Genomic DNA, 25938 nt, shown 5'->3' on the forward strand with positions numbered 1-25938 from the left:
GTTTTTTACGATCACTGCAATCTTAATACATCCTTATGATCGGGGGGTAGGCCGTTCATAAGGATGTATTAAAATTGTGTGAATTATTTGTTTTATTGCAACACCCACATTAAACCATTTACATCATCAGTACCATTATACTGGCTTTTAACCGCAGCGGTAACATTAGCATTATTCTGCTCAAACTCGTTGGTTGGGTACATCCAGCGTTTTGGTACTTTCCCTCCGTTCAAAGTACCGGGGCCTACATCAAATGTAGGTATGCCTGTGCGGCGCTGCTCAAAAAAGGGCTCATAATCGCTTTGCAAAAACATGGCGATATATTTTTGAGTAAGTATTTTATTAAGCGTCGAAGATGAGTTGAGCACAACTGAAGGCTGAGCCAGGTAAGCAGTTATAGCTTGATCAGAAATACCTGCTGAAGCATAAGTATTATAAAACTGCATAGAAGCTGTTATACCGTTATTATAGCATGCTGCAGCAGTTGACCCCACGCTTCCTCCTGGTCCTGCACTGATCCAGCCACGGGTTATGGCCTCGGCAATTAAAAACTCCTGCTCGGGATAGCCTATCAGCATAGTAGGTTCATTAACCATACTGTTGGCATATCTGGGGTTTATCAGCGAAGCACTATTAGCAGAATTTTGCTGTTGGGTAGCTGTTAAGCCTGCGTTCACCCCTGCATAGTTAGCAAATACACCTGCGGCTTTACCGGCAACTGGCAAGCCGAATGAAAACAGCCGGGGATCAGTCTTTGATATCAGGGTATCCGCAAATCCTTTTTCTAACGACACCAGGGTAAGCACAGATATAGAATTATAGGTAGGATAATAATTAGATGTAGCCGAAGTATTATAAACAAGCTGCGCATTATCAGGAATGCCCGTCATTAAAGGATAATTTGTTGGATTAGTGATAATGGCTTTAAATTGATCGATTACATTTAGTTTGGTATCCCCGGTTTTTTTACTTAAATGAATAAGCAGGCGGAGTTTAAACGCATTAACTGCTTTTTGCCATTGCACAGGGCTTCCGTTAAATATGATATCGCCGGTTATTTTAGTATTTGCACTTGCCGCCTGGGCCAATATAGTATTAGCCTGGTCGAGCTCGTTTAAAATACCGGCATATATATCTTCCTGTTTATCATAAACAGGTTTGGTGACATTCGATGAGGCCTGCAAAGCCCGTGAATACGGAACATCGCCAAATGTTTCGGTAAGCTGTGAAAAAAGCACGGCCCTGAAAAAGTGTGCAAGTCCGGTATATGCCGGCTGACCGGCTGTCTGGGCCAATTGGTCCATCTGTGCCACCTGCCTCAATACATCATAATTTCCGAAACTGCCTTGCGACCATCCGTAATCGACCGCTGTATTGGTTCTTTCATAATAGGTGGCATAACGTGAGGCATAACCCGAGCCATCGCTATGGAAGTTCAACTCAAACACATTAACCGAAATATTGGTAAGCAGCAACGATGCTGTAGCATTGGTTGGCTTGTTGGGGTTATTTTGATAGTAGTCATACTTTTTGCACGATACAAAAACCGCGGATATCAAAAGCATGAACAGTAATATTTTTATAGCTGGTTTCATCTGATTAAAATTTAAGATTTAAATTCACTCCAATGTTTCTGTAGCTTGGTTCAGGCAATGCAAAACCATTGTACCCGTCCGGGTCGAGGTAAGGTACTTTTGTCCATAAAAAAAGATTGCGGCCGGTGAGGGAAACAGTGGCTGTTTTAATACTCACCTTTTTGAGGAATACGGGGTTAAAATTGTAGGATAATATAACTTCCCTTAATTTAACAAACGACCTGCTGTACAGCTCTGCACCGTATGCACCCGAGCCGCCGCGATAGTAATTTCTAACCCAGTCTATATAATTAACTTTTGTTGTGCTTGGGGAAAATGTGCGGTTATCGCTTATTACGTGGCCATCCAGCGGGCTGTAGCTGATGCTGCCGTTTGTTACTACCACACCTGCAGGCTGGTAGGTCGCCTTACCCAGGTAAGCATCATCCCGGTATGAATTTACTTCAGCAACTTCATTACCTGCGTCATATAACTGGGCCTGTACGCCATCGAATATTTTGCCACCTACGCGTCCGTCAATTGAGACCTTCAAGGAGAATTGCTTATATCTAAAATTGTTGGTGATCCCAAACCCCCATTTCGGGTCAGAATATCCAAGCTTTACGTTATAAGGGGTAGCTACGGGGTTTCCATTTGAATCGTACACTACATTCCCATGATTATCGGTTTCCCATGTTCTGGCATAAATTGCATCGGTCCTGTCACCCGTTTTTATACCCCCCTGTATCGTACTGCCGCCATAATAGGCTCCCTGGTAAGTATGCTGTTCATCCCAGTTGGCTGAGATATCCCACCTGAAATTTGTACTCCTAATCGCAGCAAACTTCGCTACAACTTCAAAGCCTTTCCGGGCATAGTTACCGCCATTTACGTAATAGTAGTCATATCCGGAAGCTGTTGACAGGGGCGACAGGTTAAGCAGGTTCTTTTTATCATAATTAAAATAGGTAAGATCCAAACCAAGCCTGCTTTTAAAAAACAACATTTCTGCACCGTATTCCTGCGAAACTGTTGTATTTGGTTTAAGTGTAGTAGCTATCAGTGTTCCCGGCAAACTAAGAGACGGATTGTTGTTCCATCTTGTACCGTTATTATAGGTAGCAAGGGACGCATACCAATCGCTGTAGATATTACCTGAAATACTGATAGAATTATCAGAAACCTGCGCCCATGATGCCCTTAACTTAAAGTAAGAGATCGGCTCGGGCAGGTGAAAGATATTTGAAAATACAATCCCGGCATTGGCTGATGGATAAAAGAACGAGTTATTTGGCTTTGGCAGGTTCGAAACCCAATCGTTACGTGCGGTAACACCAAGGTAAACCATGCTTTTGTAGTCTACATCTGCATAGCCCAAAACACCGGACGACTGTTTTTCTGCCAGGGCATTATAGGCAACGGCAGGGCCGCCTGCTGATGCTGCCAGGTTATAATAATTGGGTACGGTTAAACCGCCGACTGTATTTTGAGATAAGCCAGTGGCACGATTATAACGTGTAGTACCACCTACCGAAACAGTTGCATGAAAATCTTTTAAAAAGTCTTTCTTGTAGGTGAGTAAAACATCCGAGATAATCTGAAGATTATTGTTTTGGCTCATAGAATATCCACCCTTCGGCTGCATACTAAAACTATTGTCAATAAAACTGTATGGCACTTTGCTATCGCTATATGAATTATTAGTCGACACAGCGCTCCTTACCATCAAACTAAGATTCTTGTTAAAAATATAATTTGCGTTCAGCTGGGTATTGATCACATGATTGGTATAGCTGTTCAGGTTTTCATAAGCAACAAAATAGGGATTGTTGTACCATGAATAATTGTAGTTGAACTGCTGGAAATTTTGTGTGCCGTATGCGAATGAATTGGGGCGGGGATTTGCTCCGCCCGGCTGCCAGTAGTTGCGCAGGTTTCTTATATCCACATCAGGCCCCATCCACAATAAAATATCATAGAAATAATCGGCTGGCCCTGCTCCGCCGGAAGTGCCACTTGTGGCTCCCGAGGGATAGTTGGGGCTATTTTGATAGTTGTAGGAGAGTAAACCCTGTATCTTTAATTTGTCGCTTACATTTACACTGCCCGAGAGGGAGAGCGTAGTTGAATTAAGGGACGTATTTGGCACCTGGCCTCGCTGATAAACATCCGTCAGGGAGATACGGAAGTCCGTTTTATCGGTTTTACCGGCTACGCTGATATTGTTGGTAGTGGTAAATTCCTCGTTCAAAAAGTTCGCCAGGTTATTGCTTCCCCTTGTAATAAACGGAATTGGCTTATAATGGCTCTGGTCGGTATAACCGGCTTGGGTAAATGAGTATAGTTGATTTGGATCATAAGGACTGTTATACTGTGGCACTTCCACGTATCCGCTGGGTGTTGAAGGATCCTTTTGATTCAGTTTAGGCCCCCAAACATACCCATAATTGTCTTCCCATCCGCCGCCGCCATTACCATTAATAAATGCATAATAACCATTCCAGCCCATGCCGTATTGGGTTTGTGTTTTTGGCAATCTTAAAAAGCCGGCCTGGAACTGATTGGTGGAGTTAAAAGTTACTTCTGTTCCGTTGGCGCCATCCTTGCCGGTTTTGGTAGTTATCATGATGGCTCCATTAATACCATCTGAACCATATAACGCCGCTGCCGCTGTACCTTTCAGCACAGTTACACTTTCAATATTATTAGGGTCAACACTCCAGAAATCAAAAGAATGCTTGTCCGTTGGAACTCCATCCAATACTACAAGGGCCTGTGCGCCTCGCAGTTCAACGTCAGGGCTCTCAAACAAGGTCGACTTGGTGGCGACAGACAAACCTGCAACCTTACCCACAAGGTTACTGGCTACGTTGGTTTCTGGCGCTGTTTGCAAATCGGTTCCTTTTACTTCCTGGGTCGAGTAGGATACCATTTCTCTGCTCTTTTTGATACCCAATGCAGTAACTACAACCTGGTCAAGCTTAGCAGTAATCTGTTCAAGAGAAACATTAATAACAGTTTGACCATCAATTGGAACCTCTTTGGTTTTATATCCTATAATACGAAAAAGCAGTACGTCGCCTTTTTCTGTCGAAATACTATAATGCCCATGTTCGTCTGTTGCAACAACCCTATTACCCTTTTTATTCAGCACGGTTACACCCGGCAACGGGTTTTTATTCTCGTCGGTCACCAGGCCAGTAACTACAACAGGCACCGACGCAGGAGTTATTATTTTGTCAACCCCTTGTTTTTCTTCTTTGCTTTGAAAAAAAATATTGCTATCTACAATTTTATAGGTTATAGGTAAATTCTGAAAACATTGGTCGAGCGTTTCCTTTACACTCGCGTTATTGACATCAACGGTAATAGGGACGGCTTTAACACTCTCATCATAAAAAGCAGTGTAACCTGTCTGCTTTTTAATCTCTTTCATAATATTTTCAAAAGAGGCGTTTTTTTTATGAAGTGTTACTTTTTGACCAAATCCTTTGGCGCTTGCCTGTACAAGGGCTATGACCATCAGAAGTATCGTTAGCTTCATAACCAATAGTAGTTTTTTTAATTGAATCCGTTCGCGGTAACGCGCAGGATTTCTGCGTGAACTAAATTTCATTTACATTTGTTCTGTTAGGGTTAATACTTAAAACTCAGTGCAATTTGGTTTTGTCCCCGGCCACCGGCGGGGGAATGGGTTAATCCGGACTTTGCCGTGGCTGTGCGTCAACACATCCACGGTTTTTTTTACCCATGAAACCCTTGGATTTAGCTTTGTAGTTGTATTGATTTTATCATATTTATTGGATTTAAAGGTTAATAATCAGTAGTTTATTTAATAAGGGCATCAGGTTTTAACAATTATTTTTTTGCCGTCAATTTTAAAATTCACTTTGTAATATCTGAGGATATCCAAAAGTTGTGAAGCCTTAAGGCTACGGTGAAATTCTCCGTTAAAAGACCGTTTGGATATATTTCCGTCATATTGTATTGTTACATCATACCAGCGGGAAAGCTGGCGCATAACCGTTTGTAAGTCGGCATTTTTAAAAAAGAACAGGCCATTTTTCCAAGCTATTTCTTCCGCTATATCCGCATTCTTCACTGTAAGCTTATGATCATCCTTTAGGGCAACAGCCTGTTGGCCTGGCTTTAAAAACCGTGTTGACGAACCTTCAGAAATTTTAACACTACCTTCAATCAAAGTAGTTTTCATGGCAGGCTCGTCGTCATAGGCGTTAATGTTGAACTGTGTGCCTATATCCTCTATTACCTGGCCTTTAACTTTTACTTTAAAAGGCTGCTTTGCGTTATGTACCACATCAAAATAAGCTTCACCTGTTACTGTCACCACTCGCTCTTTTCCCGAGAATGCAGTAGGGAAGGTTACCGATGAGGCCGCGTTGAGCCATATTTTTGTACCGTCAGAAAGAATAAGTGGGTAGGGCGACTGCTCACCGTTCTTAGTGGAAAGGGTATTGTATTCTATTTTAGACCGATCACCTGTTGCCTTGTAGGCGACGGCGTGGTCGGTGTTTATAGCGATAAGGGCGTTATTCTGTTGTACAAGTTTACCGTTAAGACCCTTTGTCAGAATAATTTTTTGACCGTTGGCTAATATAAGCGTGGCCTGGTCGCTACCGGGTAACAGATCGTTCTTTTTGTTTTGAGCAATCTGGTTGACCTTCTTTAGTTGATGCGGAAGGAAATAAACACCTATCGATATCACGAGCAGAATAGATGCTGCAGCTGCAATATTGTACCACAATTTTCTAACCGGGGTTTTATTATTGCGGGATTGTATTTCTTCCCACATTTCGTGGTGTATTTCTTCCAGCTCCGCCTCAGAAAATTGAATATCGTCTGTTTGATTCACCTTATGGAACCATGCCTCAACCAGTTCTTCTTCTTTTGGAGTGCAAAGTCCGGCGTAATATTTATCCAGTAAATCTTTAGCGTTAATATTTGGCATCTTTTTGATCGGTCTTCTGTTATATAATATAACCAAGACACACTTCCTGCAGCAATTGGGTACTGCTGCTTAAAATAAATATCAAAAAAGATCAGAATTGCGTAAATGTGGTGTATTTCGCCCTGCTCTTAGTGCAATAGCAGAATAGAAAGATATAGCATCAGGCCCAGTTTGACCCGGAGTATTTTCAGCGCCCGCTTTATATGGGTGGCTACGGTTTGTTCCGAAATATTCAATCGCTGTGCAATCTCCTTGTTTTTCAGGTATTCTTTTCTCCTTAGTTCAAACACTTCACGCATTTTAGGGGGGAGTGCTGCTATTTCTTTTTCTATAAGGGATGAAATATCTTTTTCGCGGATCAGGTAATCCGCATCCTTATTGTCTTCCATGAAACTCTGCAGAGAGCCGATATATTTATCCATGTTATTCTTGCTCCGTAAAAGGTTCAGTGCCCTGTTTCGTACACATGCATAAAGATATACGTTTAATTCACCGGTCAGCCCCAGGTTTTTCCGCACGCTCCATAAGTTAATAAATACATCCTGTACTACATCCTTCGCCTCTTCCTTATCCTGCAGTTTTTTATAAGCATAAATGAATAACAGGCGGTCATACCTGTTAAAAATCTCATTGAACGCGGCTTCATCATCTGTCTTGAGCAAGTCAGTGAGGATGGCATCGGGGTAAGAAATATAAGCGCTCACTTAAAATTTTGATACTAAATTAAAAAAGCTTTTTGTATTTCACTTACATTTAGCGGACGAGAATATTACCTCGTTGCATAAATTACCATCGTTTACAGGGATTGCTAAACCTATTATTTATAAGCGGCAAAAATAGAATAATTATATAAAGCTAATCTTTAGTTAGTATTAATAGGTACTAAATGAAGAGTAAGTTTTAAGAAAATATTTTAGCTATAAAAAACTCACTGATTTGCTCGTTTTTTTAACGTCAAAATAGGCCTATTTTGACGTTACTGAGGAGGGTAAAATGTGTAAGTAATTAAAAATCAACAAGTTTTAGTTTGTAAAATATTCAGCTTCATATTTCCCTACTAGTACAATAACTGTTTGATAATCAATTAGTTGTTGTGTTGGTAGCCCTAAAGGGAAGTTCTTTGAACACTTAATGGAGTTTTTGGAGGCTGTTGAACCAATTTTGAAAGATGAAAACAAGATTTCAAGTAGCTGAACTTTTCAAATGTAAATTATCTATTTTTTGTGGTTCGAGTCAAGCCTCAGGAAGCTTTTTAACCTATAGGTAAGAAAAAATTAACTGACTCGATATTGTCTCGTTATTACAGATCAGCATCCAAGACATTTATAATTCGAATAATACCTTAATGCGTATTGGTAAAATGTTTAGGTAGCAATAAGGATGTATCACCGGGCTGAGAAAGTAAAATACTTTTCTCATCGAGTGTTTGTTTCAATCTTTTGTCGCCAATCGTATCCAGCAGTTCATTTTTCAAATAAAAAAAGCGAATTGCATTGCCGGGTGATTGCCATTTAATTATTTTACAACTACAAGCTGCGTTTTGCGGCGTATTTATAATCTCCTCTATCCGCCCCCTTTTGCCTTGTTTGATGAAAAGCTCCCGTATGCCGATAATCCTGTTTTTTTTCCCCTGGTCAAAGTTCCAGGAAGCGGATATGACATCCACATAAGGCCTGCCTTCATCCAAACGCATCAATGATAGTTTAGGCGACTCGATGCTATCCCGGGCGTTAACGACGTGCGAGTGAATGGAAACCAGCCAGGCTGCCTCAAACTGCATATAGCCTGCATGTTCGAAATTAGACCCGTAACGGATGAATTTGAAGTAACCATCCTGGTATTTCACATCCATGATATTAGAAACAATTTTATGGAATCGCCCGGCATCATACGTCCGGGCCTGCGGCGATCCGGTATAGCACAGCCAGATTCCCTCCAGGCTATCGATCTCGGCGCCTGAGGGCCGGTAGGGCAAAATGCTTAAATCACGGAAGAGCTTTTTTTCCTTTGAATTTTCTTCAGCCCAAAGAATCCCTCCAACTAATAAAATACAACAAAGCAGGATTACAATTGCCCGGTATGTTTTGATCTTCCTTAACAGCGATAAGCTACTGCCTTCAGCAGGAAGCACATCCATATTGGGTATTTCAACAGTTGCCGCCTCATCCACTAACCCGGCATCAACTGGTTTTTGTGCAAAACCCTTTCTGCCCTGTCCATACAAATAAATGTAACAGGCATCAACCAAAAATGGGCGCGGGTTCGACACGATCCCATTCATTGCATCTTTTAACTGACCGCCGGTTATGTCATATTTGCGGAATGGGTAAACGGCTGCCGCATTGTTTTCACCCGGCGGGTAATAATTATGGAAAAGCGTTTCACTGGTATGGGGAAGGCTGTTACTGATCTCGCTTAACATGCGCGCCAGGTCTTCATAATTCTTTCTGTTCGTATTTCGCTTAATACCCTGGCCGGTTGCTGCCTCGTATTTCAGCACTACCTTTGTCAGCAGGTATACAATTTCGTCCTTTCCCGTTTTGAGCTTCATATGATTTTTAGCATTTCAGGTTTGCTCCCGGTTTCGGAAACGTTTCGGAAATCAAGCGATAAATTTATATACAATTCAGCAATCTAAAAAAAGATGGAATTGAAGATGTAAATATAGATTTGTCATTCCTGATAAAACCAATTATGATGAAAAGAAAAACAACATTTCTACTTATGTTGGCAATTTGCTTTTATAACATTTCTGCATTTTGCCAAACTGAATATCCCATAAAAGGCGGTGAGGGCATTGCTGTCACCGCTACTGATAACGGAAAAGTCAGGGGCTATATTCATAACGGAATTTTTACCTTTAAAGGCATCCCCTATGCGGAAGCGGACCGTTTTACGGCACCACGCAAACCCAAAGCCTGGAATGACGAGCGGAGCTCAATGACCTATGGGCCGGTTTGCCCCACCGATCCGACTACGACAGTGAACGATGCGTTTGAATTTGCTTTTAACCACGATCTGGGTTATTCCAATGAGCATTGTCAGACATTGAACGTATGGACGCAGAAATTAAACGACGGGAAGAAACGCCCGGTGATGGTGTGGTTGCATGGCGGCGGCTTTACGGCCGGCTCGTCTATTGAACTGCCATCCTATGACGGGGAGAATCTGGCTAAGAAAGGGGACGTTGTACTGGTTTCGATAAATCACCGGTTGAATGTCCTGGGTTTCCTCGACCTCTCAGCTTATGGAGATAAATATAAAAACTCAGGGAATGCCGGCCTGGCCGATATCGTTGCAGCCTTGCAATGGGTGAAAGACAACATCGCGCAATTTGGCGGCGATCCGGATAACGTCACAATATTCGGGCAGTCGGGCGGCGGCGGAAAGGTAACCTGTATGATGAATACGCCGAAGGCAAAAGGGCTATTTAACAAAGCCATCGTAGAAAGCGGCAGTTATATCACTTCCTTTACGGATAAATCCATTTCGCAGCGCGTTGCGGCAGCTTTGCTTGATGAATTACATTTGCAGGCTTCCCAAGTCGACTCTCTACAAAAAATACCCTATGATCAATTGAATGTCGCCGGTAACAGGGCGCTAAGAAAAGTAGGAACAGCGTTGAGAAAAGAAGGAAAACCGGCAAACGTCGGCTGGAACGCGGTATTGGATGGCGATATGTTCCCTAATCAGCCGACCGATCAGGCCGCCATGGACCTTTCAAAAAATATACCGCTACTGGTGGGTACCACTAAAAATGAGTTTGCCGCTTTCGCGCCGACCCCGAAGGACCAGACCATAGAAGATGTGAAAGCTATTTTACAGAAAAAATATGGCGACCAGACCGACGCTTATATGGCAGCGGTGAAGCAAGCTTACCCAAATACCAGCAAGCCGTTTGAATACAATGATATCGAATTCGGTTTTCGCTCATTAGCCATCAAACAAGCCGATCAAAAATCCGGGTTAAGCGGTGCGGCACCGGTTTACATGTACCTGTTTACCTGGCAGTCTCCGGTTAACGATGGCAGGTACAAAGCGATGCATTGTATGGATATCGCTTTTCAGTTTGATAATATACGCCGCTGCGAGGAAATGACCGGCGGTGGCAAGGATGCCTATGCACTTGCCACGAAAATAAGCAGTGCCTGGATCAGCTTTGCCCGCAACGGTAATCCCAACACCCCCGGTTTGCCAAAATGGCCGGCCTATACGTCTGCAAATGGCGCGACAATGATCCTGGATAACAAATGTGAAGTGCGTGATCACCCGGATGCCGAACTGCTTAAAATAGTCAACGCTCAAAAAAAACAATAAAAATTATCAACGATGAGAAGACTCTGCTATGTTTTTGCGCTCGCCATGTTTTGCAGCCCTTTATGCTATGCTTCAAAGGTGGATACCGTTGAGATACCAAGCGCGGCCATGAATAAAACTTACAAAGCGGCCATTGCATTACCAGATAGCTATAGCAAAAGCAAAAAGGATTTCCCCGTACTTTACCTGCTGCACGGCGGCTTCGGGCATTTCAACGACTGGCTGCTCAAAACACCCGATAAGATGCTGGTGCGCAACCTGGCTGACCAATACAATATGATTATTGTGATGCCGGAAGGGGAAATATTCAGCTATTATATTGATAGCCCGGTTGATCCAAACAGCAAATTTGAAACCTATATTATCAAAGAGGTCATCCCGTTTATCGATAGCAGGTACCGCACTGTGAAAGATAAAAAAGGCCGGGTGATCACCGGCTTATCCATGGGCGGTTATGGTTCGCTTTACCTTTCTACCCGCCATCCCGAGTTGTTTGCGGCGGCCGGCAGTATGAGCGGGGCGCTCGACCCGAATATGACCACCTGGAACCTGACCCCCGAACGGTTTAATGGTCTAACAAAATTTCTGGATAAAATAATGGGGCCGATGACGCCGGATAGTTACCTGCCTTATTCTGTGGTAAATATGGCTGATCAAATCAGAAAAAACGGATTGCCCATCGTAATGGATATCGGTGTAGAAGATTTTCTGCTTGAACCCAACCGCGAATTGCACCGGCGCCTGTTATATAACCATACCCTGCATGATTATACAGAACGGCCAGGCGGCCATACCTGGGAATTCTGGCAGGATGCCTTGCCTTACCAGGTTTTGTATTTTAGTAAACGTTTAAAAGCCAATGGCGTAATACTTTAATCCATGCTATCCATCCTCGGCTTTTTAACCATCTGTGTCTTTTTAGGGTTGATCCTGACCAGGCGCCTGTCGGTATTGCTTTCTTTAATCCTGGTACCGGTTTTATTTGCATTGATCGGTGGTTTTGGGGCGAAAGAGATAGGCGAAATGGTACTGGGCGGGATCAAACAAGTAGCACCCACCGGCATCCTGTTGATCTTTGCCGTATTATACTTTAGCCTGATGATCGATACGGGGTTATTTGACCCGGTGATCAGGGGCATTATTAACCTTGCCAAAGGCGATCCGTTGAAAATTACCCTGGGAACCGCTATTTTGGCTATGCTGGTTCACCTGGATGGAGACGGTACGGCCACTTTTATGATCACCATCACTGCTTTATTCCCTATTTACAAAAAGTTGGGAATGAAGAAGCTGATACTCCCCTGCATCGTCGCGCTCAGTGCGGGCGTTATGCATTTGGTGCCCTGGTCGGGCACTGTAGCCAGGGCTTTAAACGTGATGAAAACTGACCCTGCGCATTTGATCATTCCGATTCTGCCGTCCATGATCGGCGGAATTCTTTGGGTGTTATTTGTGGCATTTTGGCTTGGCAAAAAAGAGCGTAAGCGTTTAGGCGTTGTTCACCTCGATTACGATCACCAACAGGAACTTTCTGACGAACAAAAAGAAAGCCGCCGGCCCGCTTTATTCTGGTTCAATGCGGTTCTGACCATTATTTTGATCGGAGCGCTTATTTTGTCGCTGGCGTCCCCATCGGCTTTATTCATTATCGGTTTTGCCGTAGCGATACTGGTTAACTATCCCTCGCAGGCCGAACAAAGAAAAAGGATACAGGCACATGCAGCCAACGTGTTTTCGGTTTCTATCATCGTTTTTGCAGCCGGGGTATTTTCCGGTATACTCACCGGAACCAAAATGATCGACGCTATGGCATTATCGATAGTTTCCATCATTCCCAAAGAGCATGCGGGTTATTTGCCGGCATTGGTCGGCGTGACCAGTATGCCATTGAGTTTGGTTTTTACCCCCGATGCCTATTATTTTGGCGTAATCCCGGTTTTAAAAACGGCGGCCACCCATTATGGCATAAATTCCATGGAAATAGGTCGGGCAGCAATTTTAGGGCAGATGACGACGGGTTTCCCGTTAAGCCCCTTAACCGCTTCAACTTTCGTTTTGGTAGGATTGTCGGAAGTGGAACTGGCAGACCATCAAAAATTTACTTTTAAATGGGCTTTCGGTACCACTATAATTATGACCATAATAGCAATAGCATTTGGCGCAATAAGCATATAAATGAAACAGAGAGATAAAGTCCGTATAGGTTGTGGCGCAGGTTTTTCGGGAGACAGGCTCGAGCCTGCTGTGATTTTAGCCGAAAAGGGTGATTTGGATTACCTGGTGCTGGAATGCCTGGCCGAACGTACTATTGCCCTGGCACAAAAACGAAAAGCAGCAGATCCTGCACAAGGTTACGACCCGCTATTGGAACGTCGTATAGAATTACTGTTACCATTGCTCAAAAAAAATAAAATCCGCCTCATCACCAATATGGGGGCGGCAAATCCGGTCGCGGCAGCGGGTAAAATTATTGAAATAGCAAAAAGACAAGGTATCTCCATCAAGGTAGCGGCAGTTATAGGGGACGATGTTTTAGAATCTATCAGCGGCGATGAGATCGCTATGGAAACAGGCAATCCTATTTCCCGGTCAGGACAAGTCATTTCAGCCAATGCCTATTTAGGTGCGGATGCTATTTTACCGGCGCTGGAAACAGGCGCCGATATTATCATAACCGGGCGTGTTGCCGATCCGTCCTTATTTGTCGCGCCGTTGGTACATGAGTTTGGCTGGTCTTTGGATGATGTGGATATTATTGCCAAAGGAACGGTGACCGGGCACCTGATGGAATGCGCGGGGCAAATTACAGGTGGCTATTTTGCCGATCCGGTTAAAAAGCCAATCGAGAATATGAGTACATTGGGCCATCCTTTTGCAGATGTTTGGCCGGACGGCAGTGCAACTATAAGCAAAGTGGATGAGACGGGAGGCAATATAACCTTAGCGACTGTTAAAGAACAACTGTTGTATGAAGTAACAAATCCTCATCAATACCTGACGCCCGACGTATCAGCAGATTTCACTACGGTATATTTGAAACAGGATGGAAAAGATCGTATCAAGGTGACTGGCGGCAATGGCAACAAAAAACCATCGACACTAAAGGTTAGTATTGGGTATAAAGCAGGTTTTACAGGAGAAGGCGAAATTACTTATGCTGGTGCAAATGCATTGGAAAGAGCCCGGTTAGCGGGTGAAATAATTCAGCAAAGATTAATTAATCAATTCCCCGATCTGAGAATCGACTTTATCGGCCATACGTCGGTTCATTTCACTTCACTGGCAAATGGCTATCAGCCTTATGAAGTACGTTTACGCATAGCCGGCAAGGCCAATACCGCTAATGAAGCAGCCACTATAGGCGAAGAAGTGGAAGCACTTTACACCAATGGCCCGGCTGGTGGCGGAGGAGTTCGGAAATATGTAAATGAAGTGATTGGTATTGTATCGATTCTGATCGACAGAAACAAAACAAAGCCATCAATAAAAGTGAAAAGTTATGAGCATTAAACTTTATGATATAGCGCACAGTCGCGCGGGAGATAAAGGCAACACATTGATTTTATCGCTGATACCTTATGAAGAAAAGGATTATCAACTGCTGCGCAATTTGATAACTGTCGATAAAGTAAAAGAACATTTCAAAGAGATCATACATGGAGAAATTGTTCGGTATGAGCTGCCCAATATTTCAGCCCTGCAGTTTGTATGCCTGCAGGCTTTGGCAGGCGGGGTTACTACTTCCTTAGTGATGGATACCCACGGCAAAACCCTAAGTTATGCACTGCTGGAGATGGATCTTGAATTGCCAGAAACTACCTGATATTAGCTTTAAAACACCAACGCCACCCCGCTTTTTAGTCCTTCCTGATAATGTTCCTTATCAAACTTGTAAAGGAAGGGCGACCGATGCTTTCCTATTTTGCGGGTTTCGTCTAATTTAGTAACGATTTTAGTCAGCAACAGTTTTTTGGTGAAGTTACGATCATCAAGTGATTTACCCAATATGGTTTCATAAAGGCTGTGGATCTCGGGTAAGGTGAATTTCTCGGGTAATAACTCGTAGCCGATTGGAAAGTGGGCGATGTGCAACCGCAAAGCAGACAATGCTTCATTGATGATATGCCCGTGATCAAACATCATGGGCGGCAGTTCATTAACCGGCCACCATCTGGAATCTGCCTCCAGTTCGCCTTTCGTGGATTCTACTTTCGAAAACTCGGTAAGCGTGTAGAACGCTACGGAAACAAAATAGTCAAAGATCCATGAATCCGCCGGAAGTTCAAACCCTGTTATTTTCTTGATATATTGGGGTGTAAAGCCATTATCGATTACACGTTGAGGGTTCCCGAACGAACCGAATTGCTTCAGGTAAAGACCTTTGATACCAGTGCGGTCAAAAGCAATTCTGCTGGCGGCATCTTCGATGGACTCTGTTTTTTTGATGTATCCACCCGTCACTGTCCATTTTTCTAAGGTGTAAGGTTGTTGCAGCAATACTTTCAACTCTTTTTCGTGATACCCAAAAATTACATTGTCTACAGCTACGTTCCGAAGGAATTGGTCGGAATATTCGGAGAAAGTGGCGAAGTCTGGGGGTATAATCATGATTCAAATTTGCTTTCCAAAGATACAAAAATTATTAATTCCGTTAAAAATACGGAATTAATTTGGATATGTGAAACCGCCACCATATCTTTATTCCGTTTTTAATACGGAATTAAAATTATGAAAAGCATCCAATTCTTTTTTATCTTACTTGCCTTGCTTTTGTCAGTTGGAATTACCCGCGCTCAGGACAGCGGTGAGATATCATTTGACAACAATTGGCGTTTCAGAAAAGACACCTTAAATGGTGCGCAAAATCCGGCGTTTAACGATTCGGGGTGGCGTATTTTAAACTTGCCGCACGACTGGAGCATTGAAGATCTCCCAAATCAAAAAGAAGGTGAAGTTCAGGGACCTTTTACCAAAACATCTGTGGGCAAAGCCGCGACAGGATTTACCGAAGGTGGGACCGGCTGGTATCGTAAAACTTTTACTTTAAACAATAATTACAAAGGAAAAAAAACATATATCCTGTTTGACGGCGTCTACATGGATGCAGACGTCTGGATCAACGGGCACCATTTAGGCAATCATCCTTACGGCTATACGTCATTTTCTTATGACCTTACTGATTATTTAACAACCAATGGCAAATCAAATGTAATTGCAGTACGGGCTAAGAATTTAGGTAAGAATAGCCGCTGGTATTCAGGCTCGGGTATTTATCGTCACGTCTGGTTGTTGGCTGTCAACCCAATCCATACAAAACTTTGGGGGAATTATATCACGACACCCGAAGTCTCAAAGGATAAGGCAACAGTAAAAGTTCAAACTTCGATAGAAAACAAATCATTAAAGCAAAAGACAGTAATTGTAAAACTCGATCTGCTTAATCCTTCAGGCCAGGTTGTGGCTTCACGGAAAATGCCTCTGACTGTCCCGGCTAATAGCAGCGCTGACTTAACTCAAAAGTTGATCGTTATCAATCCGAAATTGTGGGGATTGGATAATGCGTTATTATATAAGGCCAGGGTAACGCTGAGCGCTGACAACAAAACAATCGATCAGACGATCACGCCTTTCGGTATTCGCAGCCTGCAATTTGACGGGCAAAAGGGCCTCCTGCTTAACGGACAAGTGGTAAAATTGAAAGGCGGATGCATTCATCATGATCTCGGCCCATTAGGGGCCGCAAGTATAGACCGGGCTGAAGAACGAAAAGTGGAACTGATCAAAAAGGCGGGTTATAATGCATTGCGCATGAGCCACAATCCCCCTTCGCCGGGTTTACTCAATGCCTGTGATCGCCTGGGAATGCTGGTTCTCGATGAGGCATTTGATATGTGGGAACTACCTAAAAACCCCCAGGACTATCATCTTTATTTTAAAGATTGGTGGCAAAGAGATTTAACCTCAATGGTTTTGCGGGACAGGAACCATCCATCAGTGATCATGTGGAGCATAGGTAATGAAATTTACGAAGCCCCTGATACATCGGGTTACAGGATTGCAAAAAGACTATCGGATGAAGTACGGTTACTCGACCCAACCCGACCCGTAACAGATGCCATTGTTTTCCTGCCACCATATACCAAAAAGCCGTGGAAGAATTACGAGCCCCACGTGGCTAACCTTGATATCGATGGCTACAACTATTTCCTCGATAAATCGATCTACTTTCAGCGCGACAGTGCGACGCTTCATCGTTTTGAAACGGAGCGGGCCAAACACCCGGGAAAGCTGTATTTGGCAACAGAATATTTACCAAATGGTGCTTTGGAGAACTGGGACGAAACGGAAAAATACTCCTGGTTCCTGGGCGGTTTTTCCTGGACAGCGATGGATTATATCGGGGAGGCGGGAATTGGAAGATCGGTTTTGGTGCCAGAGTCAAAGAAAGTGCCGCAGGGGATGATGGGAATGGGGCTGTTCTATCGGAATAACTGGCCGGTATTTAATGCCTATTGTGGTGATCTCGACCTGATTGGTAACCCGAAAGCGGCTTTATATTATAAGAATGTGGTTTGGAGAAACAGCCCGGTGGAAATGCTGGTGCATCGGCCTGTTCCTGAAGGCCAAAAGGAAGTGATAGCAACCTGGGGTATGCCAGATGAACTAAAGTCATGGAGCTGGCCAGGGCAAGAGGGAAAAAAATTGCAGGTAGATGTCTACAGCAGGAGTAAAACGGTGAAGCTTGAACTAAACGGAAAAGTCATTGCAGAGCAGACCATTCCCGAAGGATCGATCACCGCCACTTTTCAAATCGAATACCAACCAGGAATATTGGTAGCAAAAACCTTTGATAACGGTAGAGAAACGGGGTCAAGTGTTTTATCAACTGTCGGCAAGCCGGTTGGCATCCGCCTTATTGCAGACCGCAAAAAGCTGAGGGCCGATCAGAACGACCTTTCTTTTATCAGTGTAGAAGTTGTCGACAACAAAGGGAATGTGGTGCCTTCAGTTGATGACACAGAAATCAATTTTAAACTTTCGGGCAATGCGACGATTGCTGCTGTTGGGAACGGTAACCCATCGGATATGTCCAGTTTTCAGCAGCCGCATAAAAAGGCTTACCAGGGCAGGGCACAGGTGATCCTTAAGTCATCATCGAAACGAGGCTTTGCGACTTTAACAGCCTCGGCTCCCGGATTAAAAGAAAATACTATTCAAATAAAAATCAATTAAACATAAAAAATAAAAAATCATGAAAAAGTTAAGCTTCATTTTTACAGTAATCATCGGACTATTTATCTCCGTAAATGTTAACGCTCAAACCAAACCGGATTATTATCCAGGCAAGTGGAATGTCCTTGTGATGGGCACCCCTAACGGCGACTCTAAGATGACTTTCATTCTCGAAAGGAAGGATGGCAAGTTAACCGGCGCTGTGCAGGATTCAACCGGTAAGGAAATAACTAAAATTACTTCCATAGAAGAGAAAGATAAAACCGCAACCTTAGCATTTACTGTCCAAAGTTATGATGTTACACTTTCGCTTGATCCGGTAGATGACGACCATGTAAAAGGCAGCCTGATGGGCATGTTTGATGCTAAAGGAGTACGTGTAAAGGAAAATAAATAACCTGAATAATTTAACCATATTCCTAAGTAGTTACCATGAATACTGTACAGTTTCGTCAAGTTATTGCCGTTGCCTTTTTATTGGTTGGCCATACCGCATTTTCACAGAAAAAGTTACCCCAACTGGGGCATGCCCCGGTTAGTGAGATCGTTAAGTTAATGACACTTGAGGAAAAAGCGTCTGTAGTCGCCGGAACCGGCATGCGCTTCCAGGGCCACGGCACCGTCATTGGAGAAGCAGACGGACGTGTACCGGGTGCTGCCGGAAATACCATGAGCATTAATCGTTTCGGCATTCCGGGTACGGTTCTTTCTGACGGGCCCGCCGGGGTACGTATCGATCCTTTTCGCAAAGGTGACAGTACGAAATCTTATTATGCGACGGCCTGGCCGGTTGGCACCTTACTGGCTTCTTCATGGGACACGGCTTTGGTTAAAAAGGTTGGTGTAGCGTTTGGTAACGAAATTAAAGAGTATGGCGTAGATGTGATCCTGGCACCAGGTATGAACATTCAGCGCAACCCATTGAATGGACGCAACTTCGAATATTTTTCGGAGGACCCCTATGTTTCCGGATATATGGCTGCGGCTATGGTAAATGGCATCCAATCAAACGGGGTAGGAACCTCTATAAAGCATTTTGCAGCCAACAACCAGGAGAGCAACCGTAATGCGGTAAATGCAATCATCAGTGAGCGGGCGCTTAGGGAATTATACTTGCGAAGTTTTGAGATCGCTGTTAAGCGGTCGCAGCCAATGACGGTGATGAGTTCCTATAATAAGATCAATGGAACGTATACTTCTGAAAGCAATGACTTACTGACAAAGATACTGCGTGAAGAATGGGGATTTAAAGGCATGGTAATGACGGACTGGTTCGGCGGTAAAGATCCTGTTGCTCAAATGAAAGCCGGAAATGACCTGCTTGAACCAGGTACACCCGGGCAGCAACAAGCTATTATTGACGCCGTAAAAAATGGAACGTTAGACGTCAAAGTGCTCAATCAAAATGTGGAGCGGGTATTATTGTACATCCTTAAAACTCCTTCATTCAGAAAATATCAATATTCTAACACACCCGATCTTAAGTCACACGCAACCTTATCCAGGAATGCGGCAGCAGACGGCATGGTACTATTAAAAAATGACCATTCCGCTCTTCCGCTAAACAAAGGCCAGAAAGTGGCATTGTTTGGTATTGGATCTTACAAACCGGTGATTGGTGGAACAGGAAGCGGAGCCGTTGTGGTAGCTTACACTGTTGCTCTTGAAAAAGGCCTTTCCCAAATCGGCTATGTGCCCGATACAGCTTTGAAAACAATTTACGTTGCCCAGATCAAAGCCGACCTGAAAACGCATCCCGAAAAAAACATGGTATTGGGTAGCCCGCATTTGGTGCCGGAGCCTGAATTAAGAGCGACAGATATCAGCTCAGCAGCAGACCATGATGATATCGGTATTTTTACTATCAGGCGGAACGCCGGTGAAGGTGCTGACCGAAAAGTGGAAGATTTTTATCTTTCAGAAGCCGAGAAAACACAACTAAAAGCTGTGGGTGATGCTTTCCACGCCAAAGGGAAAAAGCTAATAGTTGTATTGAATATTGGTGGCGCCATAGAAATGGAAAGCTGGAGCAAAAATGTTGATGCCATTTTATTAGCCTGGCAACCCGGACTGGAAGCAGGAAACGCTATTGCCGATGTTTTGAGCGGAGGGGTTGATCCATCAGGCAAGCTGGCAACAACTTTCCCTGTTAAATATGAAGATGAGCCATCTGCAAAAAGTTTTCCGGGTACACCCGCTAACCGCCCGGTTGAAAGTATATACGACGAAGGAATATATGTTGGCTACCGGTATTTTAATACGTTCAGCGTAAAGACCTCGTATCCGTTTGGCTATGGCCTAAGCTATACCAGATTTGCCTACAGTAATCTAAAATTGAGTGCGGCTACCTTCAGCAAAAAACTAACTGCTACAGTTACTGTCACCAATACTGGGAAAGTTGCGGGTAAAGAGGTTGTGCAACTTTATTTAAGCGCCCCGCATAAAACATTGGACAAACCTTCAGAGGAATTGAAGGGATTTGGCAAAACAAGGTTACTTCAGCCTGGTGCATCACAAACACTCACTTTTACAATTGATCCTAAAAATCTTGCTTCTTTTAATACTGAAAAGTCAAGCTGGATAGCTGATGCCGGAAAGTATACCGTAAAGATCGGGGCTTCGAGCGAGGATATCAGAATGACTAAGCCATTTGCATTAGCTAAAATGCTGATCGTTGAAAAGGATCATAAAGCAATTGTTCCACAGGTCACCATCAATGAATTAAAAAATTAAAAAAATGACACCATCAAAAAAATTATCCCCCAATATCCTCTTGCTTTTATGCGTCTGCGGATTTTCGTTATCAGTTCGGGGACAGCAATCGACAAAGTTGCCACAGTTGGGAAAGTCTTCTGTAAAGGAAGTGATTGCCGCTATGACGCTTGAGGAAAAAGCCTCGTTGGTTGTGGGTGGAGGACTCAATATCCCTCCTGCGATGAGGAAGAATAAAATGTTTGCTGGCATGGTTGCACAGGCGGGTACTTTAGCAGCAAATACGGTTAATCCCGTACCAGGCACTGCCGGAAACACGATTGCGATACCAAGGCTGGGCATACCTTGTATTGTGGTAAACGATGGCCCGGCAGGCTTACGCATGATAGGGGGCTTTGGGGGGCAGAAGTATGAATGCACGGCGTTCCCGGTAGGTACGCTGTTAGCATCAAGTTGGGATAAAGACCTGATTTTTAAGACCGGGCAAGCGTATGGCAATGACGTATTGGAATATGGGGTCGATATATTGCTCGCACCTGGCATGAACATACAGCGAAATCCGTTATGCGGCAGGAATTTCGAATACTATTCTGAAGACCCATTGTTATCAGGTATGATTGCTGCCGCCATGGTAAACGGTATTCAGTCGCAGGGTGTAGGCGTATCAATAAAACATTTTGCTGCGAACAATCAGGAGACTGACCGGCAAACCGTAAATACGATTGTAAGCCAACGGGCACTTCGCGAGATATATCTTGAAGGTTTCAGGGTCGCATCCAGGGAATCACACCCATGGACCGTCATGTCTTCCTACAATTTACTAAACGGAAAATACACATCCGAAAACTACGATCTACTGACAACGATTTTAAGAAAAGAATGGGGTTACCGTGGGCTTGTCATGAGTGATTGGGGTGCCGGAAAAGACGCGGTTGCACAGATGAAAGCAGGTAACGATTTGCTGATGCCCGGCCCTAACCAGGTTAGCACCATAATACAAGCTGTTAAAGATGGCAAATTGGATGAAAAAGTATTGGATAGAAATGTTGAAGATATCCTTAACCTTATTGTCAAAACTCCCCGTTTCAAAAACTACAAGTATTCAAATAAACCTAATACTGTAGCAAATGCTGCAATGTCGCGAAAGGCAGCTACCGAGGGAATGATCTTACTGAAAAACACCGATAGTGCGCTTCCGTTTACCGAAAAAACAAAAAGTATTGCACTGTTTGGCAATACGTCCTATCAGGCTTATTTAGGCGGCTCAGGAAGCGGCTATGTCGCGGTAGCTTATTCCGTAAACCTGGTAGATGGTTTGAAGAACGCTGGTTATGTGACCGACGAAACCCTGAAAGAAAAATACAAGACCTATATGACGGAAAATGCTCCCAAAGGTGGCGATATGATCGCGAACATTATGGGTGGCAAAAAACGTGCGGCTGAGATGCCTGTAACGGATTCGCTGGCTGAAGAAATGGCTGGGAAATACGATATAGCGATTTTTACACTTGGGCGCAACTCGGGAGAGGGTGAAGACAGAAAGCTGGATAACGATTTTAATCTTTCAGCGATAGAATCAGCTTCGATAAACACCATTTGCAAGGCATTTCATGCCAAAGGGAAAAAGGTTGTTGTAGTGCTTAATATCGGCGGGGTTATAGAAACAGCCAGTTGGAAAAGCAACCCTGACGCCATATTGCTCGCCTGGCAGCCAGGTCTTGAAGCGGGAAACGCTATAACAGATTTACTCAGTGGCAAAGTAAATCCTTCAGGTAAACTGGCGCAAACGTTTCCTATATCTTATGCCGATGTTCCATCGGTGAAGAACTTTCCCGGTATTGAAGTTAAAGATGATTCGACCATAAAAAGAAAAGTGGTTTATGAAGAAGGTATTTATGTAGGTTATCGCTATTATAACACCTTTAAGGTGAAACCTGCCTATGAATTTGGGTATGGTTTATCTTATGCCAATTTTACCTATAGCAATCTCAAATTGAGTTCAACTTCATTCACAGGCAAGATCACGGTAAGTGTTGACGTAAAAAATACAGGAAAAGTTGCCGGGATGGAAGTTGTACAGGTTTACCTGAAAGCACCCAAAGGAGATTTGGATAAACCTGCGGAAGAATTGAAGGCGTTTGCTAAAACCGGATTATTAAAACCAGCCGAATTGCAGACACTCACTTTTACTATTAATGCTAAAGACCTTGCTTCGTTCAACACAGACCAATCGGCCTGGGTCGCGGATCCAGGACAATATCAGGTAAAGATTGGCTCGTCGAGTGAGAATATAAAATTGACACGATCATTTGTGCTGGCCAAAAAGTTGGTTGTCGAAAAGGTTCACAAGGCGCTTTCGCCGCCGATGGCATTTGAGGAACTTAAAAGTAAAAACCCAAAATAACGAAAATGAAAGCTGAGAACAAAACGATAATAGTTACCGGGGGCGGCAGCGGTATGGGCCGCGAACTCGTACTGAACCTGCTGGCAAAAGGTGCAAAAGTAGCCGCGATAGACATCAACGAAAAGGCTTTGCAGGAAACTGCAGCATTGGCGGGGGACAGGAATGTAAATTTAAGCCTGTTTGTGACCGATATTACCAACAGAGCGGGGGTGGAAGGCTTATTAGAGAAAGTGATAAGCAAGTTCGGCGCGGTGGACGGTATTATTAACAACGCCGGTATCATTCAGCCGTTTATCAAAGTAAATGACCTCAGCTACGAGGTGATCGACCGGGTGATGAATATCAACTTTTACGGTACGCTTTATTTGATTAAGACTTTTCTGCCACACCTGCTTACCAGGCCTGAAGCGCATATTGTCGACATATCCAGCATGGGTGGGTTTTTACCGGTCCCGGGCCAAACCATTTACGGCGCATCCAAGGCAGCTGTAAAATTGCTGACAGAAGGGTTGCATTCCGAATTGTCGGGCACGAATGTAAGAGTGACTGTAGTATTTCCAGGCGGTGTTAGCACCAATATCATGTCCAATTCGGGCCTTGCCGACCGAATGTCTTCATCTGCAGAAGGGGCGCAGAAGATTCTTTCTGCCGATAAGGCCGCAGCAATGATTATCGCGGGGATGGAGCAAAACCGTTACCGGGTGTTAGTGGGCAAGGATGCTAAAATGTTGGACCTCCTTTATCGCTTGAACCCTGCGTATGCGGCAGGACTGATCGCAAAGAAAATGGGGGCATTACTTTCCTGGAAATAAGGATAATTCATATTCGATCATTGGATACAAAGAAGCCGTGCTTACCGGATGTGACCATTAATTAACTCAATACAAAATCGTAAGTTTAAGCATTGTTAACTCAAAGCTGAACAAAGAAAGCAAATGGGAAAAACGTTGAAAAAAACTGCTCATAAAATAAATACTACGATTATTTGCAAAAATTGTGGTGGCCAGGTATCGGGCAATTTTTGCAGTAGTTGTGGACAACGGGCAGACACCCACCGACTGAACATGCATTTTATTTTGCATGAGCTGCAACATGGACTGTTTCATTTTGACAAAGGGGTTTTGTACACTGCTAAGCAGCTTCTGACAAGACCCGGTCACACTATCCGCGAGTTTTTGGAAGGAAAAAGAGTCAGGCATTTTCAGCCACTATCCTTTGCTATTGTGCTTGCCACTTTTTATGGATTACTCTGGCATTACTTAATTTTCGACCGGCTTCACGCGAGTCTAATTGACCCCAGAAACGACATAACCAGGGCTTCCGGGAAAATCATTACCTGGATAACTGAGCATTTTGCTTTTTACGGTCTGATCCTGATCATAACCAGCACCATGGTTTCCTATGTCATTTTTAAAAAACGAAAATATAATCTTGCAGAACACCTCGTTTTGAATACATACTTAATGGGATTGTTTTTAATTGTTAGCCTGCTCGTTTTCCCCATTGTTTATATTTTCGGTAACGCTTTAACTCTCCAATATGGCATAGTTCAACAGGGTTTTCTACTCGTTTTAATGTGCTGGTGTTATTCCCAGTTCTTCAACAATACTTCGAAAGCTAAGGTAATCGGCCTCACTTTTATTGCCTTTTTGGTCATTTCAGTTTTAAACTTGGCTATTGGATATTTTGCCGGTTGGATAGTAGCGCAATTTTAGGGGCAGAAATAAAAAATGAAGTATTACAAAACCAACGATAAAAGATTTCTAAAAATGGCTTCAATATTCATTCGGTTTTGTGGCAAAGTGGATCCAGGGGGGGATTGGTCCTCGGAATTTCATTTGAAACTCGTACCAAATCTGCAAACTAATAAGTAAATGATTCGAGTTTAGTCTTGCTGGGGCTCGAGGCAGATAGGAGAACCCTATGGGACTCGAAACGTCATTAAGCAACTTTTAATTCGCTTAAAATCTTTAATTGCTCTACTAAGTTGTTCGAATTATGTCCAGTCTGGAGGTCATCAAAACTTCAGCCGCACCGAAATTACTGAGGGAATTTTATAAAGCCCTTTATAAAGTCGTTGAGGGCTTTATAAGGAAGAAATTGGACCTATTCCGAAGCCAGCAAAAAGCCTCTTGGAATATCTACATAAGGATAGGCTAATTACAACAGACCTCGAACTAACTACCCTGGACTTTATTTCTTTGGGTTAATTATATTAGCCTTTAACAAATCTTATTAAAATAAAAAAAAAGACCAGCCAAAAGAATTGTAAAAAAAGAAACATCAAAGATTGATAACAACAAGGCTGAATTATTAGATCTAATTGCCCAACTTATAGTAGAAATAATAACGGATGATGATGAAAATGATAAAGATTTAGTCCCGGAAATTTAAAGAGTATTTGAAACAAATCCCCAAAAGGGGATTAGAACACCTAAAAACAATTCAAATAGTTGATTAACAGAGTGTTGGTTGATTGCTAGAAAAGTCTGGGATCAGTCCAAAAAGTTGGGGGAAAAGAAAAAAAGTATTTGTTTTGCGGTCAGAAAAACGAATACTAAAGCATTGCAGTCACCCCACGAAACCCTTGTCCGGCTGATCTTACCTGAAGGCCTTTTAGATTATTTTGAATTGATCAGTGTAGCTCAACTGAGCTCAGGACTTAACATTTACCTGGAAGAAAAGAATATTCCACCTGCCGGTTATGAAACGGTTAAGCTGGAGTCCAA

General features: G+C 43.4%; 17 protein-coding genes and 1 pseudogene. 12 read left to right on the forward strand and 6 right to left on the reverse strand.

Annotated features, from left to right (window positions below):
• Positions 1 to 92: 92 nt before the first annotated feature.
• From AC1DXF_RS27350 to AC1DXF_RS27370, 5 genes are all read right to left on the reverse strand, one after another.
• On the reverse strand, positions 93 to 1595 hold the full coding sequence (locus AC1DXF_RS27350; protein ID WP_477451865.1) for a SusD/RagB family nutrient-binding outer membrane lipoprotein: 1503 nt from the start codon (positions 1593 to 1595) through the stop codon (positions 93 to 95).
• Positions 1596 to 1599: 4 nt separating this feature from the next.
• Complete coding sequence (locus AC1DXF_RS27355) at positions 1600 to 5118, reverse strand: SusC/RagA family TonB-linked outer membrane protein (protein ID WP_477451866.1); 3519 nt, start codon at positions 5116 to 5118, stop codon at positions 1600 to 1602.
• A 300-nt stretch (positions 5119 to 5418) separates the two neighbouring features.
• On the reverse strand, positions 5419 to 6543 hold the full coding sequence (locus tag AC1DXF_RS27360) for a FecR family protein (RefSeq protein WP_477451867.1): 1125 nt from the start codon (positions 6541 to 6543) through the stop codon (positions 5419 to 5421).
• Between the two features lie 128 nt (positions 6544 to 6671).
• A complete protein-coding gene (locus AC1DXF_RS27365; protein ID WP_477451868.1) occupies positions 6672 to 7247 on the reverse strand; it encodes an RNA polymerase sigma-70 factor in 576 nt (191 codons plus the stop codon).
• A 638-nt stretch (positions 7248 to 7885) separates the two neighbouring features.
• Entirely contained in the window at positions 7886 to 9094 is a 1209-nt protein-coding gene (locus tag AC1DXF_RS27370; RefSeq protein ID WP_477451869.1) for a hypothetical protein, read from the reverse strand.
• Between the two features lie 173 nt (positions 9095 to 9267).
• Here AC1DXF_RS27370 and AC1DXF_RS27375 point away from each other — a divergent pair, with 173 nt between their 5' ends.
• From AC1DXF_RS27375 to AC1DXF_RS27395, 5 genes are read left to right on the forward strand one after another with little or no spacing between them, the layout of a single operon-like run.
• The gene (locus AC1DXF_RS27375) at positions 9268 to 10860 is read left to right on the forward strand and encodes a carboxylesterase/lipase family protein (RefSeq protein WP_477451870.1); all 1593 of its coding nucleotides are present in this window, start codon (positions 9268 to 9270) and stop codon (positions 10858 to 10860) included.
• Positions 10861 to 10872: 12 nt separating this feature from the next.
• Positions 10873 to 11736, forward strand: coding sequence for an alpha/beta hydrolase (locus AC1DXF_RS27380; protein ID WP_477451871.1), 864 nt, complete (start codon positions 10873 to 10875; stop codon positions 11734 to 11736).
• Positions 11737 to 11739: 3 nt separating this feature from the next.
• Positions 11740 to 13035, forward strand: coding sequence for a CitMHS family transporter (locus AC1DXF_RS27385; RefSeq protein ID WP_477451872.1), 1296 nt, complete (start codon positions 11740 to 11742; stop codon positions 13033 to 13035).
• Positions 13036 to 14370, forward strand: a complete 1335-nt coding sequence (locus tag AC1DXF_RS27390; RefSeq protein ID WP_477451873.1) for an acyclic terpene utilization AtuA family protein — start codon at positions 13036 to 13038, stop codon at positions 14368 to 14370.
• The gene (locus tag AC1DXF_RS27395) at positions 14360 to 14683 is read left to right on the forward strand and encodes an AtuA-related protein (RefSeq protein WP_477451874.1); all 324 of its coding nucleotides are present in this window, start codon (positions 14360 to 14362) and stop codon (positions 14681 to 14683) included. Before AC1DXF_RS27390 ends, AC1DXF_RS27395 begins: the two co-directional genes overlap by 11 nt.
• Before the next feature lie 8 nt (positions 14684 to 14691).
• On the opposite strand, the gene AC1DXF_RS27400 is transcribed toward AC1DXF_RS27395, so the two are convergent.
• Positions 14692 to 15468 carry an NUDIX hydrolase gene (locus AC1DXF_RS27400; RefSeq protein WP_477451875.1) on the reverse strand — a complete coding sequence of 259 codons (777 nt, stop codon included), beginning with the start codon at positions 15466 to 15468 and terminating at the stop codon, positions 14692 to 14694.
• Between the two features lie 120 nt (positions 15469 to 15588).
• Here AC1DXF_RS27400 and AC1DXF_RS27405 point away from each other — a divergent pair, with 120 nt between their 5' ends.
• The 7 genes and pseudogenes from AC1DXF_RS27405 to AC1DXF_RS27435 all read left to right on the forward strand — a co-directional run.
• Positions 15589 to 18093 (forward strand): glycoside hydrolase family 2 TIM barrel-domain containing protein, encoded by a 2505-nt coding sequence (locus AC1DXF_RS27405; protein WP_477451876.1) that lies wholly within the window; start codon positions 15589 to 15591, stop codon positions 18091 to 18093.
• 19 nt (positions 18094 to 18112) lie between these two features.
• Positions 18113 to 18490 carry a hypothetical protein gene (locus AC1DXF_RS27410; protein WP_477404114.1) on the forward strand — a complete coding sequence of 126 codons (378 nt, stop codon included), beginning with the start codon at positions 18113 to 18115 and terminating at the stop codon, positions 18488 to 18490.
• A 35-nt stretch (positions 18491 to 18525) separates the two neighbouring features.
• Complete coding sequence (locus tag AC1DXF_RS27415) at positions 18526 to 20826, forward strand: beta-glucosidase (RefSeq protein ID WP_477451877.1); 2301 nt, start codon at positions 18526 to 18528, stop codon at positions 20824 to 20826.
• Positions 20827 to 20830: 4 nt separating this feature from the next.
• Positions 20831 to 23209, forward strand: a complete 2379-nt coding sequence (locus AC1DXF_RS27420; protein ID WP_477451878.1) for a glycoside hydrolase family 3 C-terminal domain-containing protein — start codon at positions 20831 to 20833, stop codon at positions 23207 to 23209.
• A gap of 5 nt (positions 23210 to 23214) precedes the next feature.
• Entirely contained in the window at positions 23215 to 24021 is an 807-nt protein-coding gene (locus AC1DXF_RS27425; protein ID WP_477451879.1) for an SDR family NAD(P)-dependent oxidoreductase, read from the forward strand.
• Between the two features lie 123 nt (positions 24022 to 24144).
• Positions 24145 to 24924, forward strand: coding sequence for a DUF3667 domain-containing protein (locus AC1DXF_RS27430; protein WP_477451880.1), 780 nt, complete (start codon positions 24145 to 24147; stop codon positions 24922 to 24924).
• A gap of 757 nt (positions 24925 to 25681) precedes the next feature.
• A pseudogene (locus AC1DXF_RS27435) lies at positions 25682 to 25938 on the forward strand (hypothetical protein); the annotation flags it as partial.

It is taken from the genome of Mucilaginibacter sp. P2_A5, assembly GCF_056404995.1.